Source organism: Moraxella sp. DOX410, from assembly GCF_032248735.1.
In the GTDB taxonomy this organism is placed as follows: domain Bacteria; phylum Pseudomonadota; class Gammaproteobacteria; order Pseudomonadales; family Moraxellaceae; genus Faucicola; species Faucicola tetraodonis.
The window spans coordinates 2,002,036-2,028,681 of record NZ_CP135138.1; the positions used below are offsets into that span (position 1 = coordinate 2,002,036).

Here is a 26,646-nt window from a genome sequence, read left to right on the forward strand (position 1 = left end):
CCTGTGGCTGTACAACCTATGAATGGGCAAGCTGTAATCAGGCAAGCGGCGCCACGCAATTTTTTGCCCCCAAATGTTAGCCACCAAAGCCTAAAAATCTTGGGTGCATTAATTGGTTAAAAAAATGCGCCACAATACCGGGCTCAATGGCAATCGTGGCTAACATACCAAAAATACCACCCACCAAATGTGCCGAATGATTGATACTACCGCGACCTTGCCCATCCGCCCACACACTATACGCCACATACGCCACCGCGAACACAATCGCAGGTACAGGAATCACAAACAGCAACAATGTCGACCAAGGATTCATTAAAATATAGCTAAAAATTACTGCTGAAACAGCCCCCGATGCCCCTAGGCTGCTATAGCGAGGATTGTCCTTTTGTTTAAGATAGGTTGGCATAATCGCCACCACCAAAGCAGCAAGATAAAACAGCACAAACCCTAGACTGCCGAGTTTGGACATGAACAATCCCTGCACCGCTTGTCCAAACGAATACAAAGTAAACATATTAAAAAACAAATGCATCCCATCGGCATGGATAAAACCATGAGTAACAAAGCGATCGACTTGTCCACGCTGCACCGCAGGCGGATAAAAAATTAACCTTTGCATCAGTTGGGGTGATTGCCAAGCTAATAAACTGACAACTACCGTAATAATAATGATAAATAAAGTATGGTTAGAAAAAAGTGACATAACACCTCAAAATAGCAATAAATAATGATAAGTAGGATTATGATAAAGATAGCGTATTATCTCAATAAGCCAAATGTGAATTTATTGATGTAGATGATACCTAAAGCTGTCTTGCAGTATAACGCTAACTTTGTAGTATGAAACTAATGACAAAGCCTTCAAATTTGAGCAACACACTTTTACCCAAGTTTACCCAAAATGGGGACGATTTGAATTTTTAACACAATATTTACGCAATAGTTACCTTAACATAACTGAAGGCGTGCCGATTTTGCTTTAATTTATTAGCTATATTTGAGTAATACTGCAAAAGACTTAACAAAACCCCCTGTTTTGCGGCAGTTTTTCTCAGTATTGTTAAGCGTAAATTAAATAGCAATGCAATAATAAACCCAACAACCATAAATAATAATTTTTGAAAATATATAATAGAATTATTGGCTAGTGTGCTGGATATAAAAATAATACATTGGTTTTATGGTGGTTGATAACCCTTCATTTTCTTGAGGCTTAAATTATGAATATCATTGAACATTTAACCCGTACAGTAACACCCGTTCTTTTAAATAATGCAACGGATGCCAACCGCTCATCTTTATTAGAAAAATTATACGCTATTTTAGTTGCACGTCTGGCTGACGGTAACATCTCTAATAGCTTTGCTAACGCTACTATCGCTGATGATGACAACAGCTTTTTTGACCGTGTCCTGCCAGATACCACCCATCGTACAGATCTAGTGCAACAGCTCTCACGTCATTACAGTGTACCAGAGCAAGAAACCAGTTCTTTAGTAAGCCGCGCTGCCCCGCTGGTACTGCGTGAATTACGCTCACTAGCCGGTACGACACCGCTAAATACTTTCTTGTCAAACAATATTGCGTCTGTGGCTTCTGTGATTCCTGCTTGGGCATATACATTTATCCCAGCAGGGATTTTGACTATGTTGAATTTGTCGCCTGCGCATGCAGCCACCACGCCTACTGTCAAAACGACCACTCGTACAGAGGAGCATCTGGTGGCTACGCCAAAAGCTGAAGAAGGCGGCTTGATGAAAATGTTACTACCAATTATTGGTCTGTTGATTTTAGGTGCACTCGCTTGGGCTTTATTAAAATCATGTAACAAAACTGAGCCAGTCGCGACGCCAGTTGTGGCTTCTACCACTGCTTCAACAACGACAACCACTACCACAACTGAAGTCTCTGCGGCAAGTGCAACAGATACCTCAGCCCTAGCTGTAGCGTCCGCTACTGATACGGCTGTTGCAAGTATGCCAATGGCTTCTGGCACAACGATGACGACTACTGAAACCACTGCGACAACTATCTCTAGTACTGAGCCTTCAGTGGTATTTGAAAACGGTCGCCTAAGCTTCTACTTTGCTACCGGTAAAGCACAGGTTGCTGGTAATGCCAAAGAAAAAGCCAATGATATCCTTGAAGCCGCTAAACAAGGCAAAAAAATCGGTATCAGTGGTTATACCGACAGCACAGGTAATGCTGCTGCCAATGAAAAATTAGCAAAAGAGCGTGCCCAAGCAGTTAGATCATTCTTGGTAGCCAATGGTGTGCCGCAATCACAACTTGAATTAATCAAACCACAAGACACGACAGGTGCTGCGGGTAAAGACCAAGAAGGTCGCCGTGTCGATGCATACATTATTGATGACAACGCAATTCCTGCCACTGCTACCACAACTGTTACCACGGTTGCAAGCCCAGCGAAATAAATCACCTTTCACGGTTGATTCATCGTTAAAAATCCTCGATAGCTTATCGAGGATTTTTTTTGCTGTTAAAAATTTTTAGATGCCACTGGCTTTTTGGGTAAAAAATTTCATCAAGGGTGTGATTTTGCTAACCATGCTCACGCCTTCACTGCGTAGCTGCTGAATCGGACGCAACTGTGTGCCAAAAATCCAATTAATCCCTGAAAAACTGTGCATCATCATCGCGTTATTAGCGTAGCGTTGACGCTCATAACGCTGTAAGGTGGCAAAACTTGCCCATAGCTTGTTGCCTGAACGCTGATAATCTTTTTGCAAAATATCGCTCAAGGCAATGATATCGAGCATACCCAAGTTTAAGCCTTGTCCCGCCAAAGGATGCACCCCATGCGCGGCATCGCCAATCAACGCCAAGTTAGCTTTGACATAATTTTTGGCATGTTGGGCACTCAGTGGGAAACTGGCGATTGACTCAATCTCAGTGATATCCCCTAAGGCATAGCCACTGGCAAAGGCGAGTTCTTTGGCAAGCTCTTTTGGCGTGAGTGTGAGTAAATCAAGTGCCGCATTGGTCGGCAATGTCCATACCACCGATTGCCAATGTTGCGGGTTCGCCTGATCGTCAGCCGTCACATCTGCCAACGGTAATAGTGCCAAAGGCCCTGTCGGTAAAAACACTTGTCTGGCTGTCGCCTTGTGTGGCTGCTCGGTTTTGATGGCGCAGCAGATTGCCGTCTGCTGATACGCCAAAGTATCTAACCCAATCCCTGCCGCTTGGCGTACCATAGAGCCGCGCCCGTCAGCCCCGATTAATAGCTTACCTTGATACGTGGTGCCATTATCTAAGCTAACTTGATACCCCAAATCTTCACCTTGCCACGCAATATCAGTGACCTTATGCCCTGCAATATGGCGCAAATAAGATTGACCCTGATGGACAAGACGCTCATCGTCAAAACCGTCATACAGCGCTTTTTCGATGATAAAGGGCTCAACCATACTACCCAATAATTGCGGTGTTTGAGCATCACCAAAATTTAGCTCACCCACGCCATTGGTTTGCCATACCTGCATTTGGGTATAGTCGGCTTTGCGTTTGCTTTGTTCGATACGCTGCCATGCACCGACCTCTTTGAGTAGGTTGATACTGGCAACACTTAGCGCATAGACACGAGCATCACGCTCGGTGAGTTTGTCGCGCCAATCGGCTTGAGTGAGGTGTGGGCGAGCATCGATTAAGGTGACAGGATGGCGCGCTTGGGCAAGCTTTAACGCCAATGTCGCGCCAACAACACCACCGCCGATGATTAATGTAGTGTTTTTCATGACTTCAGCCCCATCGCAAAGGTAGCCACAGCTGGCTTCACAAATGGCACTTTATCAAAGGCAATAAGTCCGACGTTACGCGCGATTTTGAGCAAGGGATTTTGGTGCATAAAACCATACACCACCGTATCGCAGAAAATTTCTACCCGTTTTTGGTCGGCTTTACGGCGTTTGGCATAAGTTTGTAGCATACTATTATCGCCAATATCTTCGCCGCGCATCACTTGCTGTGCCAGCATCTTGGCGAGCGTATCAGCATCGCGCATACATAGGTTAAAGCCTTGTCCTGCCACAGGGTGCAAGGTGTGGGCGGCATTGCCCATGATGACGCAGCGACCTTTGATTTGGCTATCTGCCAATATTTTCACCAGTGGATACGCGCCGCGTTTACCCGCTTTGACAAACTTGCCTGCTAGGCTGCCAAAGGCTTGTTGAATGGTCTTAAGAAAGTATTGGTCATCATCCAGATAGCGCTGTTCTTCGCCTTTTGGGCACACCCATACCACAGAGCGGCGGTAGCCTTGCTGGGCTTGTCGTCCATCCCCTTGACCGATATCAAACGCATCAACCAAAGGCAACACGGCAACTGCGCCCATTTTATTAAAGCGTTCAATCGCTTGATGATGGTGCGGTTTGTCAGTCATCACCACGCCCACGACACCGACTTGGTGATAATCGTGTGAAGTTGCGCCAATGCCCAGTAGTTGACGGCTTGGCGAGTTTTGACCATCACAAGCCACCAATAAATCAGCCGTTAAGGTTTGGCAAGCTTGGTGGGCTTGGTCAAAGCGAATGGTGACATCGGTTGCCGTCTGTTGTATATCGGTCAAGGTGGCACCATCTAGCAAAGTTATCAGCGGATTGTTTTGCACGGCGAGCAGTAATTTTTTGCCAAGCCATGCGTTTTCCATCACTTGTCCAAAACTTTCCACCCCTTCGGCTTCTTTGTTGAGCGTCGCTTTACCAAAACTACCTTCTTCACTGATACTAACTTCATCGATTCGGCAGGCATGGCTTTGCAAGTCATCCCATAGCGCTTTGCCATTAAAGGTGATACCACGATAAATTTGTACCGTACGGCGTGACAGCGCGATGTTACGGCTGTCAAATTGCTCGCGGTGTAAGTCATCATCAGGACTGATGGTCGGACACTTGGCTTTTTCTAGTAACGTACTTGAGATGCCTTTGTCGGCAAGCAGTAAAGCAAAGGATAAACCCACATTGCCGCCGCCGATAATCACCACAGTTTGGGGGGTAAGAATATTCATGATTGTTCTCTTTTTTAAAGGGCGGTTAAAGCGCACCTTATCAGAATTTTTTACCAGTTTAGCACAAATCCTTACGCGCTTTGTGGCGGCAATTGGGTAAAATCCATAAAGCAAATGTTAAAGGAATAAGCAAAATGCCAGTGCTGCAATGGTTGTTGCTGTTTTTGCTTAGCAGTATATTTTATGGTTGGGTGCTGCTGGGAAATGGCGCAAAATGGTTAGAAGGTTGGCAATCGTGGTGGCTAATTGGCTGGTTTTCGCTAGATTGGACAGCCGAGCAAATCCGCTTGTATGTACTGATCATTTGGATTGTTGAAACGATTTGGTTTGTGGTCGGTTTGTTTCAACCAAGTTTACGTACTTTTTAGACTGATTTCGACAAAAATTTTGGCTACCTTTTTTTGTGATGTTCTGTTAAAATAGGCAAAATCAAACCTTAGCGAGTTGGCATGATAAAGTTAATGGCACAGACTGGTAACGCATTAAAACCAGTTAGCTATTTTCTTTAAAATCAATGTCTTCTCGCTTTTTTGTGGGCGATACTTTTTACAGTATATGCATTGACTGGGCATAATTTACCGTCGCACACATAGGTAGAACACAGGATACGAGCGGAGGCACTAGGTGAACACGAATTACGCAAAAGCAATTTTAGCATTGGCAGATGGTACGGTTTTTTATGGTCGCAGCATCGGTGCTAGCGGACATACCGTTGGTGAAGTCGTGTTTAATACAGCCATGACAGGTTACCAAGAAATCTTAACCGACCCAAGCTACGCCCAGCAAATCGTCACCTTAACCTACCCGCATATCGGTAACACTGGCACCAACGATGAAGACACAGAGTCAGGTCGCATCCATAAAGTGTGGGCAAACGGATTGATTATCCGTGATTTGACCATGGTAACCAGTAACTTTCGCTCAAGCCAATCACTAAGCGAATATCTGATTAACCATAACACCGTTGCCATCGCTGATATCGACACCCGTAAACTTACTCGCCTACTACGTGAAAAAGGCGCACAAAACGGTTGTATCATGACTGCCGATAGCGACGGTCAGCTCGATGAAGCCAAAGCAATCGAACTTGCCAAAAGCTTTGCCGGTATCAAAGGCATGGATTTGGCGAAAGTCTGCTGTGACCAAGCGGGTTTTACCTGGACGCAAGGCTCATGGCAACTGGTGAGTCCAGAAGTGAGCCCAACTTGTGGTCGCTTTAAAGAATTGGGCACTGACATTGAGCAAAAATTTAACATCGTGGCGTATGACTTTGGCGTCAAAACCAACATTTTGCGCATGCTCGTTGACCGCGGCTGTCATGTCACCGTTGTGCCTGCCCAAACGCCTATCAATGAAGTGCTCAAACATAACCCAGACGGTATTTTCTTATCCAATGGTCCTGGCGACCCTGCCCCATGTGATTACGCCATTGATGCCATCAAACACATCATCACCGAGACTGATATTCCGCTGTTTGGGATTTGTCTAGGTCATCAGCTATTGGCACTGGCTAGCGGCGCGCAAACCTTGAAGATGAAATTTGGTCACCATGGTGCCAACCACCCTGTACAAGATATTGAGCAAGGTACGGTGATGATTACCTCACAAAACCACGGTTTTGCGGTGGATGAAAGTACGCTTCCTAGCAATATTAAAGTGACGCATCGTTCATTATTTGATGGCTCAAATCAAGGCATCGAGCTGACCGATAAGCCTGCGTTTAGTTTTCAAGGACATCCAGAGGCAAGCCCAGGACCCCATGACTGTGCGCCACTATTTGATAAATTCGCAGCTATGATGGCAAAGGCGAAAGCGTAAATGCAACAATACCCTTTTCACCTGGTTAATGTCTTTGCCGAAACCCATTTTGGTGGTAATCCGCTTGCCGTATTTCCCCATGCCGATGGGCTAAATGATGAGCAAATGCAGTCGATTGCTCAGCAGTTTAACTTGAGTGAAACGGTGTTTATCTTTGCGCCAACTGATTTACATGGTACAAAAGCCGTCGCCAATTTACGTATTTTTACCCCAAATTATGAAATGCCACTGGCAGGACATCCAACGCTTGGCTCGGGATTTATTTTAAAAAGTCTTAATGACTTGCCCAGTCAATTTGTGGTTAATACACAAGCCAAGGCAGTAGAAATTTTTACCAGTAATAGCCGTATACAAATCAAAATTCAGGGTTATCAGGCTAAGCAAATTAATGCTGATAAGGCTAGTTTGGCAGCGTTAAGCGGTATAAATACGGACGATTTTGTAGGTCATGCTTATTTTATCAATAGCGGCACACAGCAAATCTTGGTTGAATTAACCAATCGCCAAGCGCTAGCTAATGTGCAAATTGACATGGCAAAACTTCGTGAGTTGAACATTGATAATCCCTTTAAAACCACCGAAGAGCCGTCTATTTATTATTGGTTTGATGATGGTGAGATTATCCATTCGCGGATGTTTTCTGAGCAAAATAATAGCTTTGTAGAAGATAGCGGCACAGGTTCGGCATGTGCCAATTTGGGGGCGTATTTTATTAGCCAAAATCACTATCCGATAAGCAAAGCCATTCACCAAGGCGATGACATGGGCAGACCCAACCGCTTGACGCTCAACGTCGATAATGAGCAAAACATTTTTGTGGGTGGCAATGTCATCGAAGTGGGCAAAGGTGAGTTTTATTTATAATAAAAAGTGCGTTAATCGCGCTTTTTTTAAAATTAGGATTTTAAAACATCAGTTAGTACTCAGTTTTTTATTTTAAATTTTAAGTAATGCAGTTAAAAAGGGTGTAAAGCAATGCCAAAACGTACCGACATCAAATCCATTCTTATCATTGGCGCAGGTCCTATCGTCATCGGACAAGCCTGTGAATTTGACTATTCAGGCGCACAAGCCTGTAAAGCCTTACGTGAAGAAGGCTACCGCGTCATTCTGGTTAACTCAAATCCCGCCACCATCATGACTGACCCCGTCATGGCAGATGCCACCTATATCGAGCCTATCACCTGGCAAACGGTAGAGCGTATCATCGACAAAGAACGCCCCGATGCCATCTTGCCAACCATGGGCGGACAAACCGCGCTCAACTGTGCGTTAGACTTGGACAAGCATGGCGTACTCGCCAAATATGGCTGTGAGCTAATTGGCGCGACCAAAGACGCCATCGAAAAAGCCGAAGACCGCAATTTATTTGATAAAGCGATGAAAAAAATCGGCTTAGAGTGCCCACGCGCCGAAGTGGCCGAAACCATGGAACAAGCCTTCGCCATTCAAGCCAAAGTCGGCTTTCCCTGCATCATTCGCCCGTCGTTTACCATGGGGGGTTCGGGTGGCGGTATCGCTTACAACCGTGACGAATTTGTCGAGATTTGTGAGCGTGGTTTTGACTTATCGCCCACTCACCAACTATTGATTGATGAAAGCCTAATCGGTTGGAAAGAGTACGAGATGGAAGTTGTCCGTGACAAAAAAGACAACTGCATCATCGTCTGTTCGATTGAAAACTTTGACCCTATGGGTGTCCACACTGGCGACTCTATCACTGTGGCACCTGCTCAGACTTTGACGGATAAAGAATACCAAATCATGCGTAATGCGTCATTGGCGGTGCTGCGTGAGATTGGCGTGGAGACCGGTGGTTCAAACGTACAATTTGGTATTGACCCAAAAACCGGTCGTATGGTGGTCATCGAGATGAACCCACGTGTCAGCCGTTCATCTGCCTTGGCATCTAAAGCCACGGGTTTCCCGATTGCCAAAATCGCAGCAAAACTTGCGGTCGGCTACACCCTCGATGAACTCAGCAATGACATTACAGGCGGCTTGACCCCAGCCAGCTTTGAGCCTGCCATTGATTATGTGGTGACCAAAGTACCGCGCTTTAACTTTGAAAAATTTCCCCAAGCTGACAGCACCTTATCTACCCAAATGAAATCGGTGGGTGAAGTGATGGCGATTGGTCGTAACTTCCAAGAGTCGATGCAAAAAGCGTTACGCGGTCTTGAGATTGGCGTAAATGGTTTTGATGAGTATCTTGATTTCAATCAAGACGACGATACCATTCGCAGTACCTTAAAAGTTAAGTTAAAAACCCCCACTCCTGACCGTATTTTCTACATTGCTGATGCCTTCCGTTTTGGTATGAGCATGGATGAGGTGTTTGAGTTTACTCGCATTGACCCTTGGTTTTTAGTGCAAATTGAAGACATCGTCAAAACGGAAAAATCGGTGAAAGAAACTGGCTTTGGCGGTTTGAACAGCGACAACTTGCGTCAATTCAAACGTAAAGGGTTATCAGATTTACGCTTGGCAACGCTGCTTGGTATTTCACAAAAACAACTGCGTAAAAAACGTTGGGATTTGGGCGTGTATCCTGTGTACAAACGCGTGGATACTTGTGCCGCGGAGTTTTCGACGTCAACCGCTTACATGTATTCAAGCTATGATGACGAATGTGAAGCCAATCCAACCAACAACAAAAAAATCATGGTCATCGGCGGTGGTCCTAACCGCATTGGTCAAGGTATTGAATTTGACTATTGCTGCGTGCACGCTGCCTTGGCAATGCGTGAAGATGGTTATGAGACCATCATGGTCAACTGTAACCCTGAAACAGTTTCCACTGACTATGACACCTCTGACCGTCTATATTTTGAGCCTATTACGTTAGAAGATGTGCTTGAAATCGTGCGCATCGAAAAACCCGAAGGCGTGATTGTGCAGTACGGTGGACAAACGCCATTAAAATTAGCGCGCGCACTGGAAGCCGCTGGCGTGCATATTATCGGTACCAGCCCAGATGCGATTGACCGTGCAGAAGACCGTGAACGTTTCCAACACATGATTCAGCAATTGGGCTTCACTCAGCCACCTAATGCCTTGGCGACCAGCACTGAAGACGGTATCGTCAAAGCGACGCAAGTGGGCTATCCCCTAGTTGTCCGTCCCTCTTACGTGTTGGGCGGTCGCGCGATGGAAATCGTCTACAACGAAAACGAACTGCGTCGTTATTTGCGTGAAGCCGTACAAGCGTCCAATGAAGCCCCTGTGTTACTTGACCGCTTCTTGGATGATGCGATTGAAGTGGACGTGGATTGTATCTCTGACGGCACCAACGTGGTGATTGGCGGTATCATGCAGCACATCGAACAAGCGGGCGTGCATTCAGGTGATTCAGCGTGTTCAATCCCCCCGTATTCACTTAGCCAAGAAATTTGCGATGTGATGCGCGAACAAACCGTGGCGATGGCAAAAGAGCTGGGTGTGGTGGGCTTGATGAACGTCCAATACGCGGTCAAAGATGGTGTGGTTTATATTCTTGAAGTCAATCCGCGTGCCTCACGTACGGTGCCTTTCGTATCAAAATGCATCGGCACTTCACTTGCGCAAGTCGCTGCGCGTTGTATGGCGGGCACAACGCTTGTGGAACAAAACTTTACCACTGAGGTGATTCCAACATTTTTTGCGGTCAAAGAAGCGGTCTTCCCTTTTGCCAAATTTCCAGGCGTTGACCCCATCTTAAGCCCTGAGATGAAATCGACGGGTGAAGTCATGGGCGTGGGTCAAACCTTTGGTGAAGCTTACTACAAAGCCATCATCGGCAGTAATGATAGATTGCCCGGTTTGCCAGTGGAACATGAAGTTAAAAAAGTGTTCTTATCAGTGCGTGAAAGCGACAAAGCCAATCTGGTACCAGTGGCAAAACAATTTGCCGAGTATGGCTTTAAACTCGTGGCAACCTCAGGTACACAAAAAATCTTGACCGAAGCAGGTATCGCCTGTGAGCGCATCAATAAAGTTACCGAGGGTCGCCCACATATCGTCGATGCCATCAAAAACGGTGAGATTGCGATTGTGGTCAATACCACTGAAGGCAAACAAGCGCATGAAGACTCATTCTCGATTCGCCGCTCAGCTTTACAGCATAAAGTATTTAATGTGACTACCTTAAATGCCGCGGCAGCAGTTACCCAAGCGTATAAAGTGCAGCTACCATTTGATGTGTATAAGCTCCAAGCGCTACATACACAGACACAGGAATAACCACCGCTAGTCTAAAATACTGATAGCCACCGCTGTCAGTATTTTTTTATGGGCTAAGATAATCCTAAGCTTTAGGGTGTAGACTGGGTTTGCCCTAAGTATAGCCATGTTTATCAATGTTTTGACCACTAACCACAATCAGGGTATGAATGCCATGAGACAACCTTCTAAGACCTTTAACGTCATACTGCTCGCCGCTGTATTAGCGCCGACGACAACGGTATATGCCAAAAGCGATAGCGAAAAAGCGGGCGATATATTGCATATTGCTATCCCGGTAGCAGGCTTAGGTATGGCACTTGCCAAACATGACCAAGAAGGCGTGTATCAATTAGGCAAAACCATGGCAACCAATTTGGCGGCTACCTACGCGCTCAAATACGCCACCAATGACACCGCGTGGGGCGAACGTCCCAATGGCGAGGATTACTCGTTTCCATCAGGGCACGCTAGTGATTCTTGCGCGGGCGCAACTTTCATCGGTCAACGCTATGGCTGGCGCTATGGCTCGATGGCAATGATTCCTGCCGCCTATGTGGGCTGGTCACGTGTGGATGCCGACAAGCACCATACCCGTGATGTGGTTGCTGGCTGCGCGCTTGGTGTGGTCAGTGGTTTGGTGATGACGCAACCGTTTGACAATGCCACTATTTTACCTTGGTATGAAAATAAAGCCGTGGGCGTTACCATCAGTTCGGCTTGGTAATGTCAGGCTCATACAGTCAATTGAGTGAATGCTTTGCATCCCAAGCCGTTATCAAGTAAAATACCGTTATTGTGGTGATTGACACAGCACAGCAGATTTTTTACTAGAACCTTGTTAGGCAGTAGCCCTGTCTAGCATGGTTTTTTTCATCTATACAAAATAGATAGTGGTCAATCACGAGATTTTATGACCATTTTTTGTGACTTGTTACTTTGGCAATCTTGCCGTTTGAATCCCTATTTGTGACAAAAGGAATCCCCTATGCAACGTTATCCAATGACGCCTCAAGGTCACGCGGCTTTAGAAGAAGAGCTCAAACAGCTCAAAACCGTTGACCGTCCACGTATTACCGCGGCGATTGCCGAAGCGCGCGAACATGGCGATTTAAAAGAAAATGCCGAGTACCATGCTGCCCGTGAGCAGCAAGGATTTTGTGAAGCCCGTATTCGCGATATTGAAGCCAAATTGGGCGGCGCTGAAGTCATCGATCCGCTCAAACTACCGCAAGAAGGTCGCGTGGTGTTTGGCGTTACGGTAGTGATTGAAAATCTCGATACGGAAGAGCAAAAACGCTATAAAATTGTGGGTGATGACGAAGCGGATTTTAAAGCCAATAAAATCTCGATTAACTCGCCCATCGCGCGCGGTCTGATTGGCAAATCAGAAGGCGATGAAGCCAAAATCCAAACCCCAAGCGGTGAAGTCGAATACGAAATCGTAGAAGTCTTGTACCAATAACCGCTATTTAGCCGATAAAGCCAATCAAATGATTGGCTTTTTTATTGTGACAAATTATGGGTAATTGTCAAAAAATGGCGAAAAACACGTTGACAAAAATGTTACAATAATTCGATAGGTTGATTTTACAGATTATTTTTTGAGAATTGGATAGGAAAGCTTATGAGCATGAATGCGAACAACAGCGCAACTAACAACGCCACCATTTTACAATCTGTCCCCGTCGGACAAAAAGTCGGTATCGCGTTTTCTGGCGGACTTGACACCTCAGCTGCGCTACTTTGGATGAAGCAAAAAGGCGCGCTGCCATACGCTTATACCGCGAACTTAGGTCAACCTGACGAAGAAGATTACAACGCCATTCCCAAAAAAGCCGACCAATACGGTGCGGTCAAAGCGCGTTTGATTGATTGCCGTTTGCAATTGGCGCTTGAAGGTATTGCTGCAATTCAATGCGGTGCGTTTCATGTCAGCACCGGTGGTATGCCCTACTTTAACACCACGCCACTGGGTCGTGCGGTCACAGGCACCATGCTAGTCACCGCCATGAAAGAAGATGATGTCAACGTTTGGGGCGATGGCTCAACTTATAAAGGCAATGATATTGAGCGTTTTTACCGTTATGGGCTACTCACCAATCCTGCCCTTAAAATCTATAAACCGTGGCTTGATCAAACCTTCATTGATGAATTGGGCGGTCGTAGCGAGATGTCACAGTTCTTAATCGACAATGGCTTTGACTACAAAATGTCCAAAGAAAAAGCCTACTCAACCGACTCAAATATGCTAGGCGCGACGCATGAAGCCAAAGACTTGGAGTTTTTGGATGCCAGCATGCACATCGTTGAGCCGATTATGGGTGTGGCATTTTGGGATGAAAATGTCAAAATCGACAAAGAAACGGTAACAGTACGCTTTGAACAAGGCATGCCCGTAGCAATCAATGACGAAACCTTTGATAGCCCAGTGGATTTGATTTTAAAAGCCAACGAAATCGGCGGTCGTCATGGTCTTGGGATGAGTGACCAAATTGAGAACCGTATCATCGAAGCCAAATCACGGGGTATCTATGAAGCCCCTGCCATGGCGCTATTGCACATTGCCTATGAGCGTTTGGTCACTGGGATTCATAACGAAGACACCATCGAGCAGTACCGTATCAATGGTTTACGCCTAGGTCGCTTGTTGTACCAAGGTCGCTGGTTTGACTCACAAGCCTTGATGCTTCGTGAAACCGCCCAGCGCTGGGTCGCTAAAGCTATCACGGGTGAAGTCACCATCGAGCTACGCCGCGGTAATGACTATACCATCTTAAATACTAAATCTGACAACTTGACCTACCAACCAGAACGCCTATCAATGGAAAAAGTGGAAGATGCGGCGTTTACGCCAATGGATCGTATCGGTCAGCTTACCATGCGCAATCTAGATATTTCAGATACCCGTGCTAAATTGGCGTTATATAGCCAATCGGGTTTGTTATCCAATGCCCACGGCTCAGACGTACCACAACTAGAGCAAAAATAATGCGGTAAATAAAAAGGGCGTATTTAATACGCCCTTAGCTTGTTACAACCCATCATTTAGTCATTGGTATGAAATAACAAAAACAACTCAACGATGTTTTTTTCTATGGCTTGTGCCATTTGGCTCATGGTTTCTGGGTCTTTGAGTAGCTCTTGCATATCCGGTTGGTCTTCATCAATGCCACTAAACAAAATCATCGGTAACGTCAGCATTGCCACATCTTCTTCGCTGTCGTCATCATCAAACCAATCATCTTCTTCGTCATCGCTGGCATACATGGCATCAACAAAGCCCACTGACCATTCGCTGATTTCTGAGTTTTCAATATCGAGATAGTCAGTTTCGTCGACATCAAAAGGCAGCTCAATTTCACGCTCATCTTGCAGCATGGCTTGCAGCTCATCACGCCACTGTTCAATGGCTGATAACACCTCTGGCTTGACTTGTTTTTCATGCCCTTCAAAAAGATAGGTTTGCCAATTGTGTAAAGGTTTGCCGACGATAGAGGCGGTTAAAAAGCCGTGTGTAGCGATACTCGATAGCCCAAATTCGTTGTCATCACTGTCTAAAAAATCGATTAAATCATCAAAATCCATGGTGGTTATCCTAGTATGCTATCAAAAAAGCGGATTGAAAAAAGAAAGGTTAATACCTAGTGTATTAACCTTTTGCTTGACTTACAACTCATCATCGTCAAAATCGTCGTCATCGTCTAAGTCATCAAGATCGTCATCAAAACTGTCTTTAAGTGAGCGCTCTAGACGCTTTTCTTCCAATAAATTATCAATCAAACGACGTTTTTCAAGACTACTTGCCCGACTTCGACCCGATGCGTCGTCATCTACGAGTCGCGCGTCATCGTCATCATCAAAATTGTCATCTTCAAAGCTATCATCAATATCTGGATCAGCCATTTATTGCTCCTTTCGCTGGTCGATTCGATAAATTTGCAATTTCATAAAGCCTTATAATGGGTTTTGTCGGTCAAGTCAAGTGGCGAAAGAAAAAATAGCCATGATTCTTTTATTTTTCTGTGGCGGTCAAAATATCATCGCGTTTGGCAATGAGTTCGGTCATCAAGGATTCTGATAAACCGTTGTACCAAACCATCTCACGCTCTGTGATAGTGGTCGGATGTTGCAGGTTTTTAAACTGCACTTTACCATCTAACGTTTTAAGTAAATCCAGCGGATACAGGAGCAATAAACCATCTTCTTTGGCGTGGTTTGCCATCAGTTTTTGTACGTCATCGAATTGATGACTGATACTGGTACCGATGGTTAATGGCAAGGCAAAACGCGATAGCTCACGGTGTTTTTCGTATACCACTTGGTTGAGGATAATCAACAATTTTGACAACAGCACCGCTGCCAGTGGCAATTGCTCGGCTTTACCTGCTAGATGAATGACCGCGCCTTTGGCATTAAAATGCGAGTTGCCTTTGATATACACGTCTTTGATATAGCGATTTAACACATTGTTTGAGGAATTAAACAAGCTGTTTGATGCGCGCATCAATAGCTGATTACACAATTGAAAATACGGTTTTGCAACTTCAGGTGCCACCCGTTTTAGCAGATGATACTGGTCGTAAAAATGAATTTGTAATTCGATTTCAGGCTGTTTTTGACTGTCTACTGTCGTTTCTTGAGCCAGATTGACAGTCGCCTCAGTCGCTGTGGGCTGGGTTTGGGGAATGTCTTTAGCAGATTTTGATTTTTCTCGATTTAAAAAATCATTGATGGTTTTGCCAGTGGCGGCAGGTTGCGCGGTCGCGCTGCTATCCCCTGCTTTATTGTACAAGGTGTCTTCGTCTAACTGCAATTCACCACCCGCTGTCAATGCAGGGTTGGTGGATGCTAGGCTACCACGCGCAAGCGCGATATGCTGCTGGACTTTTTCCCCCAATTGCGCAAGCTGTTCCTGCGTTGGGCGCGCCATATAGCCATAAATCAACCATAAGAACCCATGCAAAATTGCTGACCCTAATACAAACAACCATTGACTACTGACAATCTCGCCTTTGGAGACCGCTTTCATGATGATGGTGGCGTGACCGAGGACTTGGTTGTTTTGGATAATGGGTTTGTCAATCACCTGCCCCACTTCGTTTTGTGCTTGTCCCGTTTGCACCAGCGGCTGATTGTTTTGGTCACTGATGACAAGCTTGGCGACTTCCTGATCAACTTGGTAGCGGTTTGCCAAGACGCTCAGGCTAATTCTATCTTGGCTCGTGATGCCCACCATGGCTTCTTTGGCTAACTGTTCAACAATTTTTTCACCCTTTTGGGTACGCTGCTCGTATTGGGATTTTTCACTACTAAAAGTAAGCATCAAAAAATGTAAACAAAAACTAATAAGGAGCACAATAGCGAATTTGCCTTGACGGGGGGCTAGATGATTCATGGGTAGATTAAACTTTCTTTAGGAGCGATTAAATGCTACATTATCATGTTTATTTTTTTGGCATACAAGGGGTAAACTACCATGACGACGAATTTTTTGTATCAACTTAATCAGCATTTCCCCCATAGTTACGCGATTACCCTAAGCGCTGCCAAGTTTGAATTGGGGCTATTGAACCAAATAACCCAAACCCTTGCAAGCCTTCACCCTGCCATTCGCCTCTTACATCAAGACACCCTAGTCAATGAGCTTGATTGGCAAGCCAATGACACGCTCGCCCAAGCTGAGCAAACCAGCCCTGTGACGACGATTCGCTGGATTGTGACGCTGGAATCAGATAGCGATATCAACGACTTACCGCAACGGATCAAACAAATCGCCACCAACAACCTCTATCACGTAGATATCAATGTCATGCCCCTTGCGACATTGGTACGCCCGCATAAACTGGCGTTGTTTGATATGGATTCGACGTTGATTGAGCAAGAAGTGATTGTGGAATTGGCAAAAAAAGCCGGGATTGGTGAGCAAGTCGATACGATCACCGAATCTGCCATGCGTGGGGAAATTGATTTTGCCGAAAGCTTTACTCGCCGTGTGACTTTGCTTAAAGGGTTATCAAGTGAGGTGCTCGAAGACATTATTGCCAATCACATTACCTTTAGCCCAGGGGCAAAACGCTTGATTAGCGCATTGAAAAATCATGGTTACTATGTGGTATTGGTCTCAGGCGGCTTTAACTATTTTGCCGAATACGTGAAAAACAGCTTAGGGATGGATGAAAGTTATGCCAATGACCTAGATATCGTCGATAATCTAGTGACAGGTGAAATCACCTCAGCGATTGTAGATGGCAAGCGTAAAGCCGAAATTTTGCAAGCCGTGGCACAGCGTCTAGGCATTAAGCTGTCAGAGACTGTCGCTGTCGGCGATGGCGCTAATGACTTGCCAATGCTAGGGCTAGCTGATATCGGTATAGCCTATCGTGCCAAACCGATTGTGCGCGACCAAGCGAATTATGCGGTAACGGTCGCAGGACTCGATGGGGTGATGACTGTCTTGGGATTGAGCGATTCATGTTAGCGGTTAGTTTTAAGCATTAGTGTTAAAGATGAGTTTTAAAGATTATAAAAAAGCCACCCAGATTATCGAGTGGCTTTTTTGTTTTTTTGGATAAAAAAGCTATATTGGCAATTTCGCCACGACTTTATCGACGATGACTTGTAATTTTTGCCTCACTATCGGTGATAAAATGACAATACCGCCTAGCACACCCATGAGACAGCCGAGCACGGTATCCCAAAACCGCGTGACGATAATCTCACTGATTGCGGTAGGCTGCACCGCGCTGTACTCTGCCAAAAAGATGGTCAGTGGGGTGATAAAAATAACCGCCACCCCATAATGGCGTACCACAAAAGTCTCAATACAAAACATCATGCCAAAAATGCCTAGTGCCACACCCATATCGCTCAAATGCACCGATAGCAATAGCCAAGCTAGCAGCATACCAATCGCTGTACCCACAATACGATGTATCTGCTTGATCCATATGCTTTGAAAATTCATCCCTTGCATGATGACATAGCAGCTCATCGGCACCCAATAGGGCTTAGGCATCTCTAGCCACAGCGCGAGCAGCAATGATAAAGCAATAAATGCCGATACAATGAGCGTATCACCCAAAATCACTTGCACGGGCATCGGTGCCTTTACCGGCAAGACAGGCTCGTTATAAATCAGTAGTAACGCATAAAAACATGCCACCATCCCCGCAAACAACGCGCCCAATGCCACCACGCCAATCAGCTGTGGGATTTGTGACACGGGTGCAGGCATAAACAGCGCAATCGCTGATGCCATGATGATAAACAGCCCAGCAGGCGGTGGTAACTTATAATAACGGCTAAAAAGCGTACACCAAAAGGTCACAAAAAACATCAGGGGAATTGTCAGGATGGGCACGTTATGGGCAACCAAGCCAACGGCAAAACACGCGACCATCCCAAAACTACACGCCAATACCGTGGTCATGCGAGACAATAAAGACCCAGTATAGGGTAAGTTTAAAATCACCATCGCACCGAGTGACGCGAGTAGCCCCATGCGCAAATCACCCAGATACGCCCCGACCATCACTGGAAAACTAATCGCAAATGCCACAAACAACGGCATATGCCAAGGTCTGGGATTGCGATTGAATTGGGTTAAGGTGGTGAGCGGGTGCTTGATATATTGGTGAGTGATAATGTTGTCCAAATGAAAGACTCTTTTGTTAATCATATTGAGGGCTAAAAATTTAAACTTAAATTTAAACTTAAATAACCTGCTAAAAACACAAAACTGGAGCAAGCCCCAGTTTTAGATGTTTATCTATTTCACATGTCATCCAAATTTAATTGGACTTAATTAGATTCGCTGTAGCGATTAGCTAGCTTGATGAATGCGTCCGATTTATCGACCTGACTCATCAACCAAAGACACGCCAATACGCTGGGCAACTTCTTCATAACCTTCGACCACATCACCTAGGCTTTGACGGAAACGGTCTTTATCCAGTTTTTTCTTGGTTTGTTTGTCCCAAACGCGGCAACCATCTGGCGAGAACTCATCGCCCAGTACGATACGGTCTTTGAATACCCCAAATTCTAGTTTGAAATCCACCAACATCAAACCACCGTCATCAAACATTTTTGATAACACGTCATTGACTTTAAAGGTTAAGGCTTTCATTTCATCCAGTTGAGCTTGCGTTGCCCAGCCGAGTGATACCGCTAACGAATCATTTACCATCGGGTCGCCCAGACCGTCATCTTTATAAAATAATTCAAAGGTAGGTGGAGTCAACGCTTGACCTTCTTGCAAGCCTAAGCGACGTACTAGGCTACCTGCCGCATAGTTACGTACCACACACTCGACGGGAATCATTGTTAGGCGTTTGACCAGCACTTCTTCATCCGATAATTGCTGTTCAAAATGGGTTTCGATGCCTGCTTCGCTGAGTTTTTGCATGATAAAGGCATTAAAGCGGTTATTGACTTTGCCTTTACGCGCTAACTGTTCGATACGCTCGCCGTTGAACGCAGAGGTATCATCACGAAATTCTAAAATCAGATAATCTGGATTGTCAGTTTCGAAGACTGATTTTGCTTTGCCTTTATAAAGTAAATCGAGTTTTTGCATGGTAATTCCCAAATGGCTGTTTAAGATTGGCTAAGGTTGGCTCAGTGTAGCTAATTTATGACAGTTGCATTGATTGGCTGATACGCGGTTAGCAACACCATCTGCAAACTATCATAGATGCTGTCAGCCACTCTCTATTTTACGGTACTAATTGGACGCGGTAGCTCAAAACGCTTACTGCCTTCTTTTGTGATTTTTAACGTATTTTCACCCGATTGCGGCACTGCATAAACTGGCGTAAAAGGTAGCGTTTGTGCATCTGCCGGTAATTGGATGGGTTCAAGTTTTTTGGTCTTTGTATAGTCCAAAGAATTGTCGCCAACTTTACGTTTAAAAGTAGTACAGCCTGTCATAGCAATGCTAGCAGAGGCAATGATAGCTAGGGCTAGCTGGGCGTTGAATCGATTGTGGTTGGTGCTGCGTGTTTTTTTCATAATAAACCTGCTTTGGCAAGTGCTTCATCCATCACTTGTTGGTGTTCTGGGGTAAGCCAAGTTAATGGTAAACGGATACCTTGCTCGATATGACCCATTTTGTATAAGGCATATTTTGCAGGAATGGGACTTGACTCGATAAATAAATCTTGGTGTAAATGGGCTATTTTTTGGTTTAATGCTTCGGCTTGTTCAAACTCACCTTTGAGTGCCAAGCCAAAAATTTGGCTCATGATTTTTGGTGCGACATTGGCGGTCACTGAAATATTGCCTTTTGCCCCATGACGCATCAGTGCTAACGCGCTTTCATCATCCCCTGACCATACAATCATGCGACCTTTTACTGCTTCAATCAGTTTGGCACCACGCGCCACGTCACCTGTCGCATCTTTAATCGCGATGATATTTTCGATGTCCGCTAAGCGCTCGACCGTTGCTTGCTGCATATCAACAACAGTGCGCCCGGGTACGTTGTATAGCACTTGGGGAATGTCTACGGCTTCGGCAATGGCTTTATAGTGTAAGTATAGCCCTTCTTGGGTCGGTTTGTTGTAGTAAGGCACTACAAGCAGCGCGGCATCAGCGCCCGCCTGTTTGGCGTGCTGGGTCAGCTCAATGGCTTCAACTGTATTGTTAGCGCCGGTACCCGCGATGACGGGAATACGACCACCCACTTGCTTCATGGTAAATTCAATGACATCCACATGCTCTTGCATGGATAAGGTTGCGGATTCACCGGTCGTACCAACCGATACCAGTACGTCCGTACCTTGCTCGATTTGCCAATCAATGAGATTTGCCAATGATTGCCAATCGACGTCACCATTGCTATGCATAGGTGTAATCAGCGCGACCATAGAGCCTTGTAGTTTATCTAAAATGGGGGTCATAACAATACCTTGGACAAAACCTTAAGTAGAATATGTAACAGCTGCGACAATTTTTTGAAAATTTTTGTCTAGTGTAGCATACATTTGGGGCGAAGTTTAAGCGCTTTGATAGCAAACGCAAGTTTCTCCACCGCTGTAGCAAATCAGGTTATAGACCCCACTCAACCAGATAATAAGGCAGCAACTGGTTTATAGTGGCTGGCTTACAGTGGCGAATAATATGGGTTAAGTATCAGCCGTTTGAACTTGGATGGTTAGCACATCAATGGTAGGGGGACAATTAAAACGAAACGGCAACCCTGTCACCCCAATTCCGGTATTCACCCATACTTGGTAGCGTTTGCTAGGTTTGTTAGCCGCATTGAGTGGTTGGTGAGGATGGTTGGATTGTTTGGGTATATCGGGTTGACGTAACCCTGCCGCCAGTTTATTGCCTGTCAATGCTCTGACCATCAGCGGTGTCACTATAGGTATATTGACCTGTCCCCCATGGGTTTGTCCCGCAATCACCAACGTATCGTTGTTGGCGTCACTTAAGGTTCGCGGATTGGCTTCTAACTGCTTGATATCATGGGTGGCAATCACTAAAGGCTGCCCCGCGCTGCGCTGCTGTTCAATCACGCGCGGTAAATCCATTGTACTGCCATTATGAATACCTATGATGTTAATCCCTGCAATACGCAAGCCTTGCTCAGGCAATAATTGAATACCGAAGGTTGGCAAAATGTTCATTAATTGCATATTGCTAGCAGGTTCGCTATTTTGCGCATCATCGACAACCTGCTGGGTATCGGCATCGCTAAGGACGGTATAGCAAGGCTTGTTGAGCGTTTTAAATGGGCTTAGTTGAGCATCCAAAGTTGTCGCTTGATATAACCAATCACCCAAAATCAGCACCGCATCAACATCTAAGCGATTAAGGCATTTTACCAAACGCGCTAACTGATGCGGGTTAGAAAATATACCGATGTGGATATCACTCAGCACCGCAATTTTTGCAGCTTGTCGTTTGATAGGTTGTCGTTTGATAGGTTTTGACGATGACGCAGCCAGTGAAATATCGGTCGCGGTCTGATAGGTCGCAGATGCGGTCAAATTGATTGAAAAACGCGAAACGCGCAGCCGATTGGGCTCAACCCAGCTCATATAGATATACAATAGCGATAACGCGATAAGCAGCCAGTAGATGGCTTGGTTGTCATACAGCAGTTGCACGTTTGCCCACAGCAACAACCAAACAAACCAATAGCGCGCGTAGAAACTGACCAGTTGTAGCAGGATTTGCAGGTTATCCGTCCGGGCTTTGAGTTGCACGGTTTTTAGGCACGACCATAGGATTACCAAAACGGCAATGAGCGCTCCAAGATGACCTAGCCAACTGCCAATCATGCTACCACCCATATAAAGCGTTACCTAAATTTACTGAATAATCAATAATTTGCATGACAAATACGTATAAAAAAAAGCGCCCATTATAAATGGCAATGATGAATATGACAATTTAAACTATCATCATATCGCAAAAAATGGATGAACAGCTAGGCGAGTTTTTTGTATTTAACTCATCCAAAAATGCCTAAATTTGCGTTTTGATCGCGTTGTCTGGTAGCGACGGCAAAACAAAGACGAGCGCTTTTTCTACATCGCACCCTGTTTAGCCTTAACCATGGGCTATTTAGATGGGCTAGCTACTTAAAAAACAAACCGTGCAAAAAATCCGCCATCATTTATAAAAGCTGATATGATAGCTTATTTTCACATGGCTTTTTAAACCTAGCTTTTTTAACCATAGCCTTTTAACCATAGCTTTTAAAATAGCCTTTTAAACACAGCCTTTTAAATGTAGCACGCTGATCCAATTTTCTCAGCGCTTGCTTAGTTTTTTTGGCTCTTTAACTCATTAATTTGAAGGACGTCAGCGTTATGACAGCAAGCGTTAATGTGTCAAACTCCCCTATCAAAGAAACTCTCCAGCCGCAAGCACAGGCTAACCATCGCCACGCGTTTGATGTGGTAATTGTTGGCAGTGGCGGTGCAGGTTTATCGTTAGCTTTATCCTTGCCAAGCCATCTATCGATTGCGGTTTTGGCAAAAGACAAGCTCACCGAAGCCAGCACTTTTTATGCCCAAGGCGGCGTGGCAGCAGTACTATCGGATGATGACTCGGTTGATGAGCATGTCGATGATACCTTGATTGCAGGGGCAGGTCTTTGCCATGAAGATGCGGTACGTTTTACGGTAGAGCATAGCCGAGAAGCGGTGGAGTTTTTGCTCAAACAAGGTGTCAAGTTTACCTTGGATGAGAACGAAACCTTGCACCTGACCCGTGAAGGTGGTCATACCAAACGTCGTATCATCCATGCGGCAGATGCCACTGGGGTGGCCATTTCTACCACGTTAGTCAAACGTGTCAAACAATGTCCGAATGTCAAACTGTTTGAGTATGTCGCTGCCATTGATGTCATCACCACCAACAAACTTAGCAAACACAACTACAGTCCGATTAGCGAGCCCAATCGTGCCGTGGGGCTGTACGCCCTTGATTTGGCCACCAATCAAGTCATTACCTTTACCGCGCCCTTTATCGCCTTGGCATGCGGCGGGGCATCAAAAGCGTATTTGTATACATCCAACCCAGATATTGCCACGGGCGATGGTATCGCGATGGCATGGCGCGCAGGTTGCCGCGTTGCGAATTTGGAATTTAATCAGTTCCATCCTACTTGTCTATATCATCCAGAAGCGCGTTCGTTTTTAATCACCGAAGCCATGCGCGGTGAAGGTGCCTACCTGCGCCTGCCAGCAACCAAAGAACATCCAGAAGGTGAGCGCTTTATGCTTCGCTTCGATGAACGGGGTGAGCTGGCACCGCGTGACATCGTGGCTCGCACCATCGATTTTGAGATGAAGCGTTTGGGAATACGTCATGTTTGGTTAGATATTACTCATAGAGACCCAGCGTTTATTAAAGGTCATTTCCCTATGTTATATGAGCGGCTACTAGAGCTGGGCATTGACATGACCCAAGATAAAATCCCCGTGGTACCCGCCGCTCACTACACCTGTGGTGGGGTGATGGTCAATGAAAACGCCCAAACCGATGTGTTCAATCTATATGCCATGGGCGAAACGTCATTTACGGGTCTGCATGGCGCCAATCGCATGGCGAGCAACTCGCTATTAGAATGTTTTGTGTATGGGATGACTGCAGCGCGCCATATTGCCGCCGCATTTGCAGAAAATCGCGTCCCCCCCATTCCTGCTATTCCTGATTGGGACAGCCAACATGTAACCGACCCTGACGAAGAAGTCATCCTACTACAAAACTGGGATGAATTGCGCCAAAGCATGTGGCACTACGTTGGTATTGTGCGCTCAGACAAACGCCTACATCGCGCACTCAACCGCATTTTGTTGTTAAAACAAGAAGTAAATGATTACTACGCCAACTTTGTGGTCAGTAAAAATCTGATTGAATTGCGTAATTTGCTGCTAGTCTCTGAGCTTATTGTGCGCTCCGCGCTACGTCGCCACGAATCGCGCGGACTGCATTACAACAAAGACTTTCCACAAACTTTGCCAATCGCGGCAGACGTGATTTTAACCCCATCTATGCCATAGTATGGGTTGAATAAAAAAGGGGAAGTTTATCATCCCCTTTTTTTATAATAATTCTAAAAGCTTTATGATACTAAGTAATAACACTAAATAACGACATTAAATACCCAGCTGTGTTAGCACTTTTGCCAACACTTCATCAGGAGTACCCTGCGCATCAATGCGTTTGACGCGCTGCGGTTCTTGCTGTGCTTGATAAGCAAACCCTTGATGCACCCGCTCAAAAAACGCTAGCTGATTTTGCTCAAAGCGGTCTAGTTTGCCGCGATTTTTGGCACGGCTCATCCCTTCTGTCACCGGTAAATCTAGCCAAATGGTCATATCTGGCATTTTTGCCACAAAATGCCTAATCAGTAATTCAATTTTGCTAAGTTCTGCCCTATCGCCCTGTTTGCGCCCAAACCCTTGATAGGCAATGGTGGAATCGGTAAAGCGGTCGCACAGCACCCATTTACCCTGAGCGAGCGCTGGCAAAATCACTTGCGCCACATGATCGGCACGTGCCGCAAACATCAATAAGAGTTCACTGTCCTCTGTCATGGTGGTTGCAGGGTCAAGTAACATGGCGCGTAACTGCTCAGCAAACGGACTGCCGCCCGGTTCACGGGTCTGGATAAAGTCGATGCCTTGCGCGGTCAAATGCGCTGCGACATTGGCAATCAAGGTGGACTTACCCACCCCTTCGGTACCTTCAAATGAGATAAATTTTTCGCTAATGGGGGCTTTCGCAGCTGTTTGCATGGGTATCGTTTTTTACTGACCTGATTGGCTGTTTTGGCTGGCGCGTTTTTCACGCATCACCCGCAGATAATCTTGCACCGCTTGGTTATGGTCTTCTAAATTACTGGTAAATTTATGACCGCCATTGCCCGTTGCCACAAAATATAGCGAATCGGTTTGATTTGGGTGGAGTGCCGCTTTAATGGATGCAATACTTGGCAAGGCAATCGGTGTCGGTGGTAAGCCGTCAATTTGGTAGGTGTTATAAGCGGTTTTTTCTTCAAGGTCAGATTTGCGAATATTGCCATCGTAACGATCGCCCATGCCATAAATCACGGTGGGGTCGGTTTGTAGGCGCATATTATTCTTCAGACGATTGACGAACACGCCTGCCACTTCACCCCGCTCACTTTCGACACTGGTTTCTTTTTCAATAATGGATGCCATAATTAGCGCTTCATACGGTGTCTTGTACGGGAGATTGGCTTGGCGATTGTTCCAATTTTCCATCAACGCCGTGTGTTGACGGGTAAATAAATCCGTTAGCACTTTTTTATCGCTACTGCCTTCATTAAAATAATAGGTGTCCGGTGAGAACCAACCTTCAAGGTTGCCATTCGGATGGTAGTCAGCAGGGATATTGAGCCCAAGTTTATCGACGTCAACTTTGCTACCATGGATAACTTCGTTTTTAATCCCTTTATTGTCCGTCAAATGTTGATATAAATCTTTGGCTGTTTTGCCTTCAATGATTTGCACTTTAATAAAAGCGACTTTTTCACCTTGTTGCAGCATGGCTAAATAATTGGCAAAACTTGGATTTTCAGGCAGTTGATAGACCCCTGAATGGAGCGGTTTATCCACCGTCATTTTGATATATAGTTTGGCAAGTGGCGCGACGAACAGCTTTTTCTTTTTATCCCAGTCGTCTACCAGTGCATAGTAGGTTTGACCTTTATTGATAGTCACCATCTGCTTTGGTTGGGTGATAGTGCCATATAAGGTGTTATACCAAGCAAATAACAACCAGCCTAGCACCAATACAATAAACCCCACTAGCCCCAGTAGACGGTATTTATTTTTTTTGTTTCTACCGGTGATGTTGTCATTGAATTCTCGCGTTGAACGATTAATCAGACAAGCATCGTTAATATTGATGTTTTTGCTATGAGGGTCTTCGTCATCCTTATCCTTGATATCCTTATCTTTGCTATGATTGTCCTGCAATTGAGAATCTGGAATATCCGCGGCGTGAGGTGCGTCACTGTGCTGAGTAGGATGATGCTCAGAACCGTCTGAGTTACTAGACATATTATTATTAGATTGGTCGTTCATAGAGAAAGCTTGTATTAACTC

23 protein-coding genes are annotated in these 26,646 nt (G+C 45.4%); 10 read left to right on the plus strand and 13 right to left on the minus strand.

What is annotated here, in order from left to right; translation table 11 throughout:
• Positions 1–76: 76 nt before the first annotated feature.
• Positions 77–706, minus strand: a complete 630-nt coding sequence (locus RNZ41_RS08940) for a rhomboid family intramembrane serine protease (RefSeq protein WP_159675874.1) — start codon at positions 704–706, stop codon at positions 77–79.
• A 517-nt stretch (positions 707–1,223) separates the two neighbouring features.
• Between RNZ41_RS08940 and RNZ41_RS08945 the strand changes: the two genes are divergently transcribed.
• Positions 1,224–2,438, plus strand: a complete 1,215-nt coding sequence (locus tag RNZ41_RS08945) for an OmpA family protein (RefSeq protein WP_065253621.1) — start codon at positions 1,224–1,226, stop codon at positions 2,436–2,438.
• Between the two features lie 75 nt (positions 2,439–2,513).
• Here the strand turns inward: RNZ41_RS08945 and RNZ41_RS08950 are convergent, their stop codons facing one another.
• Together RNZ41_RS08950 and RNZ41_RS08955 are read right to left on the minus strand one after the other, a co-directional pair.
• Positions 2,514–3,761: an FAD-dependent oxidoreductase gene (locus RNZ41_RS08950; RefSeq protein WP_314027121.1), complete on the minus strand. Its 1,248-nt coding sequence runs from the start codon at positions 3,759–3,761 to the stop codon at positions 2,514–2,516.
• Positions 3,758–5,029: an FAD-dependent monooxygenase gene (locus RNZ41_RS08955; protein WP_314027122.1), complete on the minus strand. Its 1,272-nt coding sequence runs from the start codon at positions 5,027–5,029 to the stop codon at positions 3,758–3,760. Before RNZ41_RS08955 ends, RNZ41_RS08950 begins: the two co-directional genes overlap by 4 nt.
• Before the next feature lie 134 nt (positions 5,030–5,163).
• On the opposite strand from RNZ41_RS08955, the gene RNZ41_RS08960 reads away from it, so the two are divergent.
• The 7 genes from RNZ41_RS08960 (at position 5,164) to argG (ending at position 14,039) form a co-directional block, all read left to right on the plus strand.
• On the plus strand, positions 5,164–5,397 hold the full coding sequence (locus RNZ41_RS08960; protein WP_007116143.1) for a hypothetical protein: 234 nt from the start codon (positions 5,164–5,166) through the stop codon (positions 5,395–5,397).
• A 256-nt stretch (positions 5,398–5,653) separates the two neighbouring features.
• Positions 5,654–6,847: a glutamine-hydrolyzing carbamoyl-phosphate synthase small subunit gene (carA, locus tag RNZ41_RS08965; protein ID WP_314027123.1), complete on the plus strand. Its 1,194-nt coding sequence runs from the start codon at positions 5,654–5,656 to the stop codon at positions 6,845–6,847.
• Positions 6,848–7,711, plus strand: coding sequence for a PhzF family phenazine biosynthesis protein (locus tag RNZ41_RS08970; protein WP_314027124.1), 864 nt, complete (start codon positions 6,848–6,850; stop codon positions 7,709–7,711).
• Between the two features lie 111 nt (positions 7,712–7,822).
• Positions 7,823–11,068 (plus strand): carbamoyl-phosphate synthase large subunit, encoded by a 3,246-nt coding sequence (gene carB / locus RNZ41_RS08975; RefSeq protein ID WP_314027125.1) that lies wholly within the window; start codon positions 7,823–7,825, stop codon positions 11,066–11,068.
• 154 nt (positions 11,069–11,222) lie between these two features.
• A complete protein-coding gene (locus RNZ41_RS08980) occupies positions 11,223–11,774 on the plus strand; it encodes a phosphatase PAP2 family protein (protein WP_203171446.1) in 552 nt (183 codons plus the stop codon).
• Positions 11,775–12,035: 261 nt separating this feature from the next.
• On the plus strand, positions 12,036–12,512 hold the full coding sequence (gene greA / locus RNZ41_RS08985) for a transcription elongation factor GreA (RefSeq protein ID WP_007116148.1): 477 nt from the start codon (positions 12,036–12,038) through the stop codon (positions 12,510–12,512).
• A gap of 168 nt (positions 12,513–12,680) precedes the next feature.
• Positions 12,681–14,039, plus strand: coding sequence for an argininosuccinate synthase (gene argG / locus RNZ41_RS08990; RefSeq protein ID WP_062334910.1), 1,359 nt, complete (start codon positions 12,681–12,683; stop codon positions 14,037–14,039).
• Between the two features lie 56 nt (positions 14,040–14,095).
• Here argG and RNZ41_RS08995 read toward each other — a convergent pair whose 3' ends face one another.
• The 3 genes from RNZ41_RS08995 to RNZ41_RS09005 all read right to left on the minus strand — a co-directional run bounded on the left by RNZ41_RS08995 (position 14,096) and on the right by RNZ41_RS09005 (position 16,445).
• Complete coding sequence (locus RNZ41_RS08995; RefSeq protein WP_060995305.1) at positions 14,096–14,635, minus strand: YecA/YgfB family protein; 540 nt, start codon at positions 14,633–14,635, stop codon at positions 14,096–14,098.
• A gap of 81 nt (positions 14,636–14,716) precedes the next feature.
• Positions 14,717–14,953, minus strand: coding sequence for a PA3496 family putative envelope integrity protein (locus RNZ41_RS09000; protein WP_007116151.1), 237 nt, complete (start codon positions 14,951–14,953; stop codon positions 14,717–14,719).
• Positions 14,954–15,062: 109 nt separating this feature from the next.
• A complete protein-coding gene (locus tag RNZ41_RS09005) occupies positions 15,063–16,445 on the minus strand; it encodes a hypothetical protein (protein WP_099807576.1) in 1,383 nt (460 codons plus the stop codon).
• An 81-nt stretch (positions 16,446–16,526) separates the two neighbouring features.
• Between RNZ41_RS09005 and serB the strand changes: the two genes are divergently transcribed.
• Positions 16,527–17,528, plus strand: a complete 1,002-nt coding sequence (serB, locus tag RNZ41_RS09010) for a phosphoserine phosphatase SerB (RefSeq protein WP_314027126.1) — start codon at positions 16,527–16,529, stop codon at positions 17,526–17,528.
• A 99-nt stretch (positions 17,529–17,627) separates the two neighbouring features.
• Here serB and RNZ41_RS09015 read toward each other — a convergent pair whose 3' ends face one another.
• The 5 genes from RNZ41_RS09015 to RNZ41_RS09035 form a co-directional block, all read right to left on the minus strand.
• Entirely contained in the window at positions 17,628–18,728 is a 1,101-nt protein-coding gene (locus RNZ41_RS09015; RefSeq protein WP_314027127.1) for an FUSC family protein, read from the minus strand.
• Between the two features lie 171 nt (positions 18,729–18,899).
• Positions 18,900–19,628, minus strand: coding sequence for a phosphoribosylaminoimidazolesuccinocarboxamide synthase (purC, locus tag RNZ41_RS09020; RefSeq protein WP_050325481.1), 729 nt, complete (start codon positions 19,626–19,628; stop codon positions 18,900–18,902).
• A gap of 134 nt (positions 19,629–19,762) precedes the next feature.
• Positions 19,763–20,062: a hypothetical protein gene (locus tag RNZ41_RS09025; RefSeq protein WP_159768745.1), complete on the minus strand. Its 300-nt coding sequence runs from the start codon at positions 20,060–20,062 to the stop codon at positions 19,763–19,765.
• Positions 20,059–20,952 (minus strand): 4-hydroxy-tetrahydrodipicolinate synthase, encoded by an 894-nt coding sequence (gene dapA, locus RNZ41_RS09030; RefSeq protein WP_065253609.1) that lies wholly within the window; start codon positions 20,950–20,952, stop codon positions 20,059–20,061. The genes RNZ41_RS09025 and dapA overlap by 4 nt, the downstream gene beginning before the upstream one ends.
• A gap of 225 nt (positions 20,953–21,177) precedes the next feature.
• The gene (locus tag RNZ41_RS09035; RefSeq protein WP_314027128.1) at positions 21,178–22,341 is read right to left on the minus strand and encodes a metallophosphoesterase; all 1,164 of its coding nucleotides are present in this window, start codon (positions 22,339–22,341) and stop codon (positions 21,178–21,180) included.
• A 534-nt stretch (positions 22,342–22,875) separates the two neighbouring features.
• Here RNZ41_RS09035 and nadB point away from each other — a divergent pair.
• The gene (gene nadB / locus RNZ41_RS09040) at positions 22,876–24,573 is read left to right on the plus strand and encodes an L-aspartate oxidase (RefSeq protein WP_314027129.1); all 1,698 of its coding nucleotides are present in this window, start codon (positions 22,876–22,878) and stop codon (positions 24,571–24,573) included.
• Positions 24,574–24,669: 96 nt separating this feature from the next.
• Here the strand turns inward: nadB and tmk are convergent, their stop codons facing one another.
• A complete protein-coding gene (tmk, locus tag RNZ41_RS09045; protein WP_314027130.1) occupies positions 24,670–25,311 on the minus strand; it encodes a dTMP kinase in 642 nt (213 codons plus the stop codon).
• A gap of 12 nt (positions 25,312–25,323) precedes the next feature.
• Positions 25,324–26,625 carry an endolytic transglycosylase MltG gene (gene mltG, locus RNZ41_RS09050; protein WP_314027131.1) on the minus strand — a complete coding sequence of 434 codons (1,302 nt, stop codon included), beginning with the start codon at positions 26,623–26,625 and terminating at the stop codon, positions 25,324–25,326.
• Between the last annotated feature and the right edge of the window lie 21 nt (positions 26,626–26,646).

Bases quoted from the DNA above. Each gene is read 5' to 3' on its own strand.
- RNZ41_RS08940 (WP_159675874.1), bottom strand. From the start codon at position 706: ATGTCACTTTTTTCTAACCATACTTTATTTATCATTATTATTACGGTA.
- RNZ41_RS08945 (WP_065253621.1), top strand. From the start codon at position 1,224: ATGAATATCATTGAACATTTAACCCGTACAGTAACACCCGTTCTTTTA.
- RNZ41_RS08950 (WP_314027121.1), bottom strand. From the start codon at position 3,761: ATGAAAAACACTACATTAATCATCGGCGGTGGTGTTGTTGGCGCGACA.
- RNZ41_RS08955 (WP_314027122.1), bottom strand. From the start codon at position 5,029: ATGAATATTCTTACCCCCCAAACTGTGGTGATTATCGGCGGCGGCAAT.
- RNZ41_RS08960 (WP_007116143.1), top strand. From the start codon at position 5,164: ATGCCAGTGCTGCAATGGTTGTTGCTGTTTTTGCTTAGCAGTATATTT.
- RNZ41_RS08970 (WP_314027124.1), top strand. From the start codon at position 6,848: ATGCAACAATACCCTTTTCACCTGGTTAATGTCTTTGCCGAAACCCAT.
- carB (WP_314027125.1), top strand. From the start codon at position 7,823: ATGCCAAAACGTACCGACATCAAATCCATTCTTATCATTGGCGCAGGT.
- RNZ41_RS08980 (WP_203171446.1), top strand. From the start codon at position 11,223: ATGAGACAACCTTCTAAGACCTTTAACGTCATACTGCTCGCCGCTGTA.
- greA (WP_007116148.1), top strand. From the start codon at position 12,036: ATGCAACGTTATCCAATGACGCCTCAAGGTCACGCGGCTTTAGAAGAA.
- argG (WP_062334910.1), top strand. From the start codon at position 12,681: ATGAATGCGAACAACAGCGCAACTAACAACGCCACCATTTTACAATCT.
- RNZ41_RS08995 (WP_060995305.1), bottom strand. From the start codon at position 14,635: ATGGATTTTGATGATTTAATCGATTTTTTAGACAGTGATGACAACGAA.
- RNZ41_RS09000 (WP_007116151.1), bottom strand. From the start codon at position 14,953: ATGGCTGATCCAGATATTGATGATAGCTTTGAAGATGACAATTTTGAT.
- RNZ41_RS09005 (WP_099807576.1), bottom strand. From the start codon at position 16,445: ATGAATCATCTAGCCCCCCGTCAAGGCAAATTCGCTATTGTGCTCCTT.
- serB (WP_314027126.1), top strand. From the start codon at position 16,527: ATGACGACGAATTTTTTGTATCAACTTAATCAGCATTTCCCCCATAGT.
- RNZ41_RS09015 (WP_314027127.1), bottom strand. From the start codon at position 18,728: ATGATTAACAAAAGAGTCTTTCATTTGGACAACATTATCACTCACCAA.
- purC (WP_050325481.1), bottom strand. From the start codon at position 19,628: ATGCAAAAACTCGATTTACTTTATAAAGGCAAAGCAAAATCAGTCTTC.
- RNZ41_RS09025 (WP_159768745.1), bottom strand. From the start codon at position 20,062: ATGAAAAAAACACGCAGCACCAACCACAATCGATTCAACGCCCAGCTA.
- dapA (WP_065253609.1), bottom strand. From the start codon at position 20,952: ATGACCCCCATTTTAGATAAACTACAAGGCTCTATGGTCGCGCTGATT.
- RNZ41_RS09035 (WP_314027128.1), bottom strand. From the start codon at position 22,341: ATGATTGGCAGTTGGCTAGGTCATCTTGGAGCGCTCATTGCCGTTTTG.
- nadB (WP_314027129.1), top strand. From the start codon at position 22,876: ATGACAGCAAGCGTTAATGTGTCAAACTCCCCTATCAAAGAAACTCTC.
- tmk (WP_314027130.1), bottom strand. From the start codon at position 25,311: ATGCAAACAGCTGCGAAAGCCCCCATTAGCGAAAAATTTATCTCATTT.
- mltG (WP_314027131.1), bottom strand. From the start codon at position 26,625: ATGAACGACCAATCTAATAATAATATGTCTAGTAACTCAGACGGTTCT.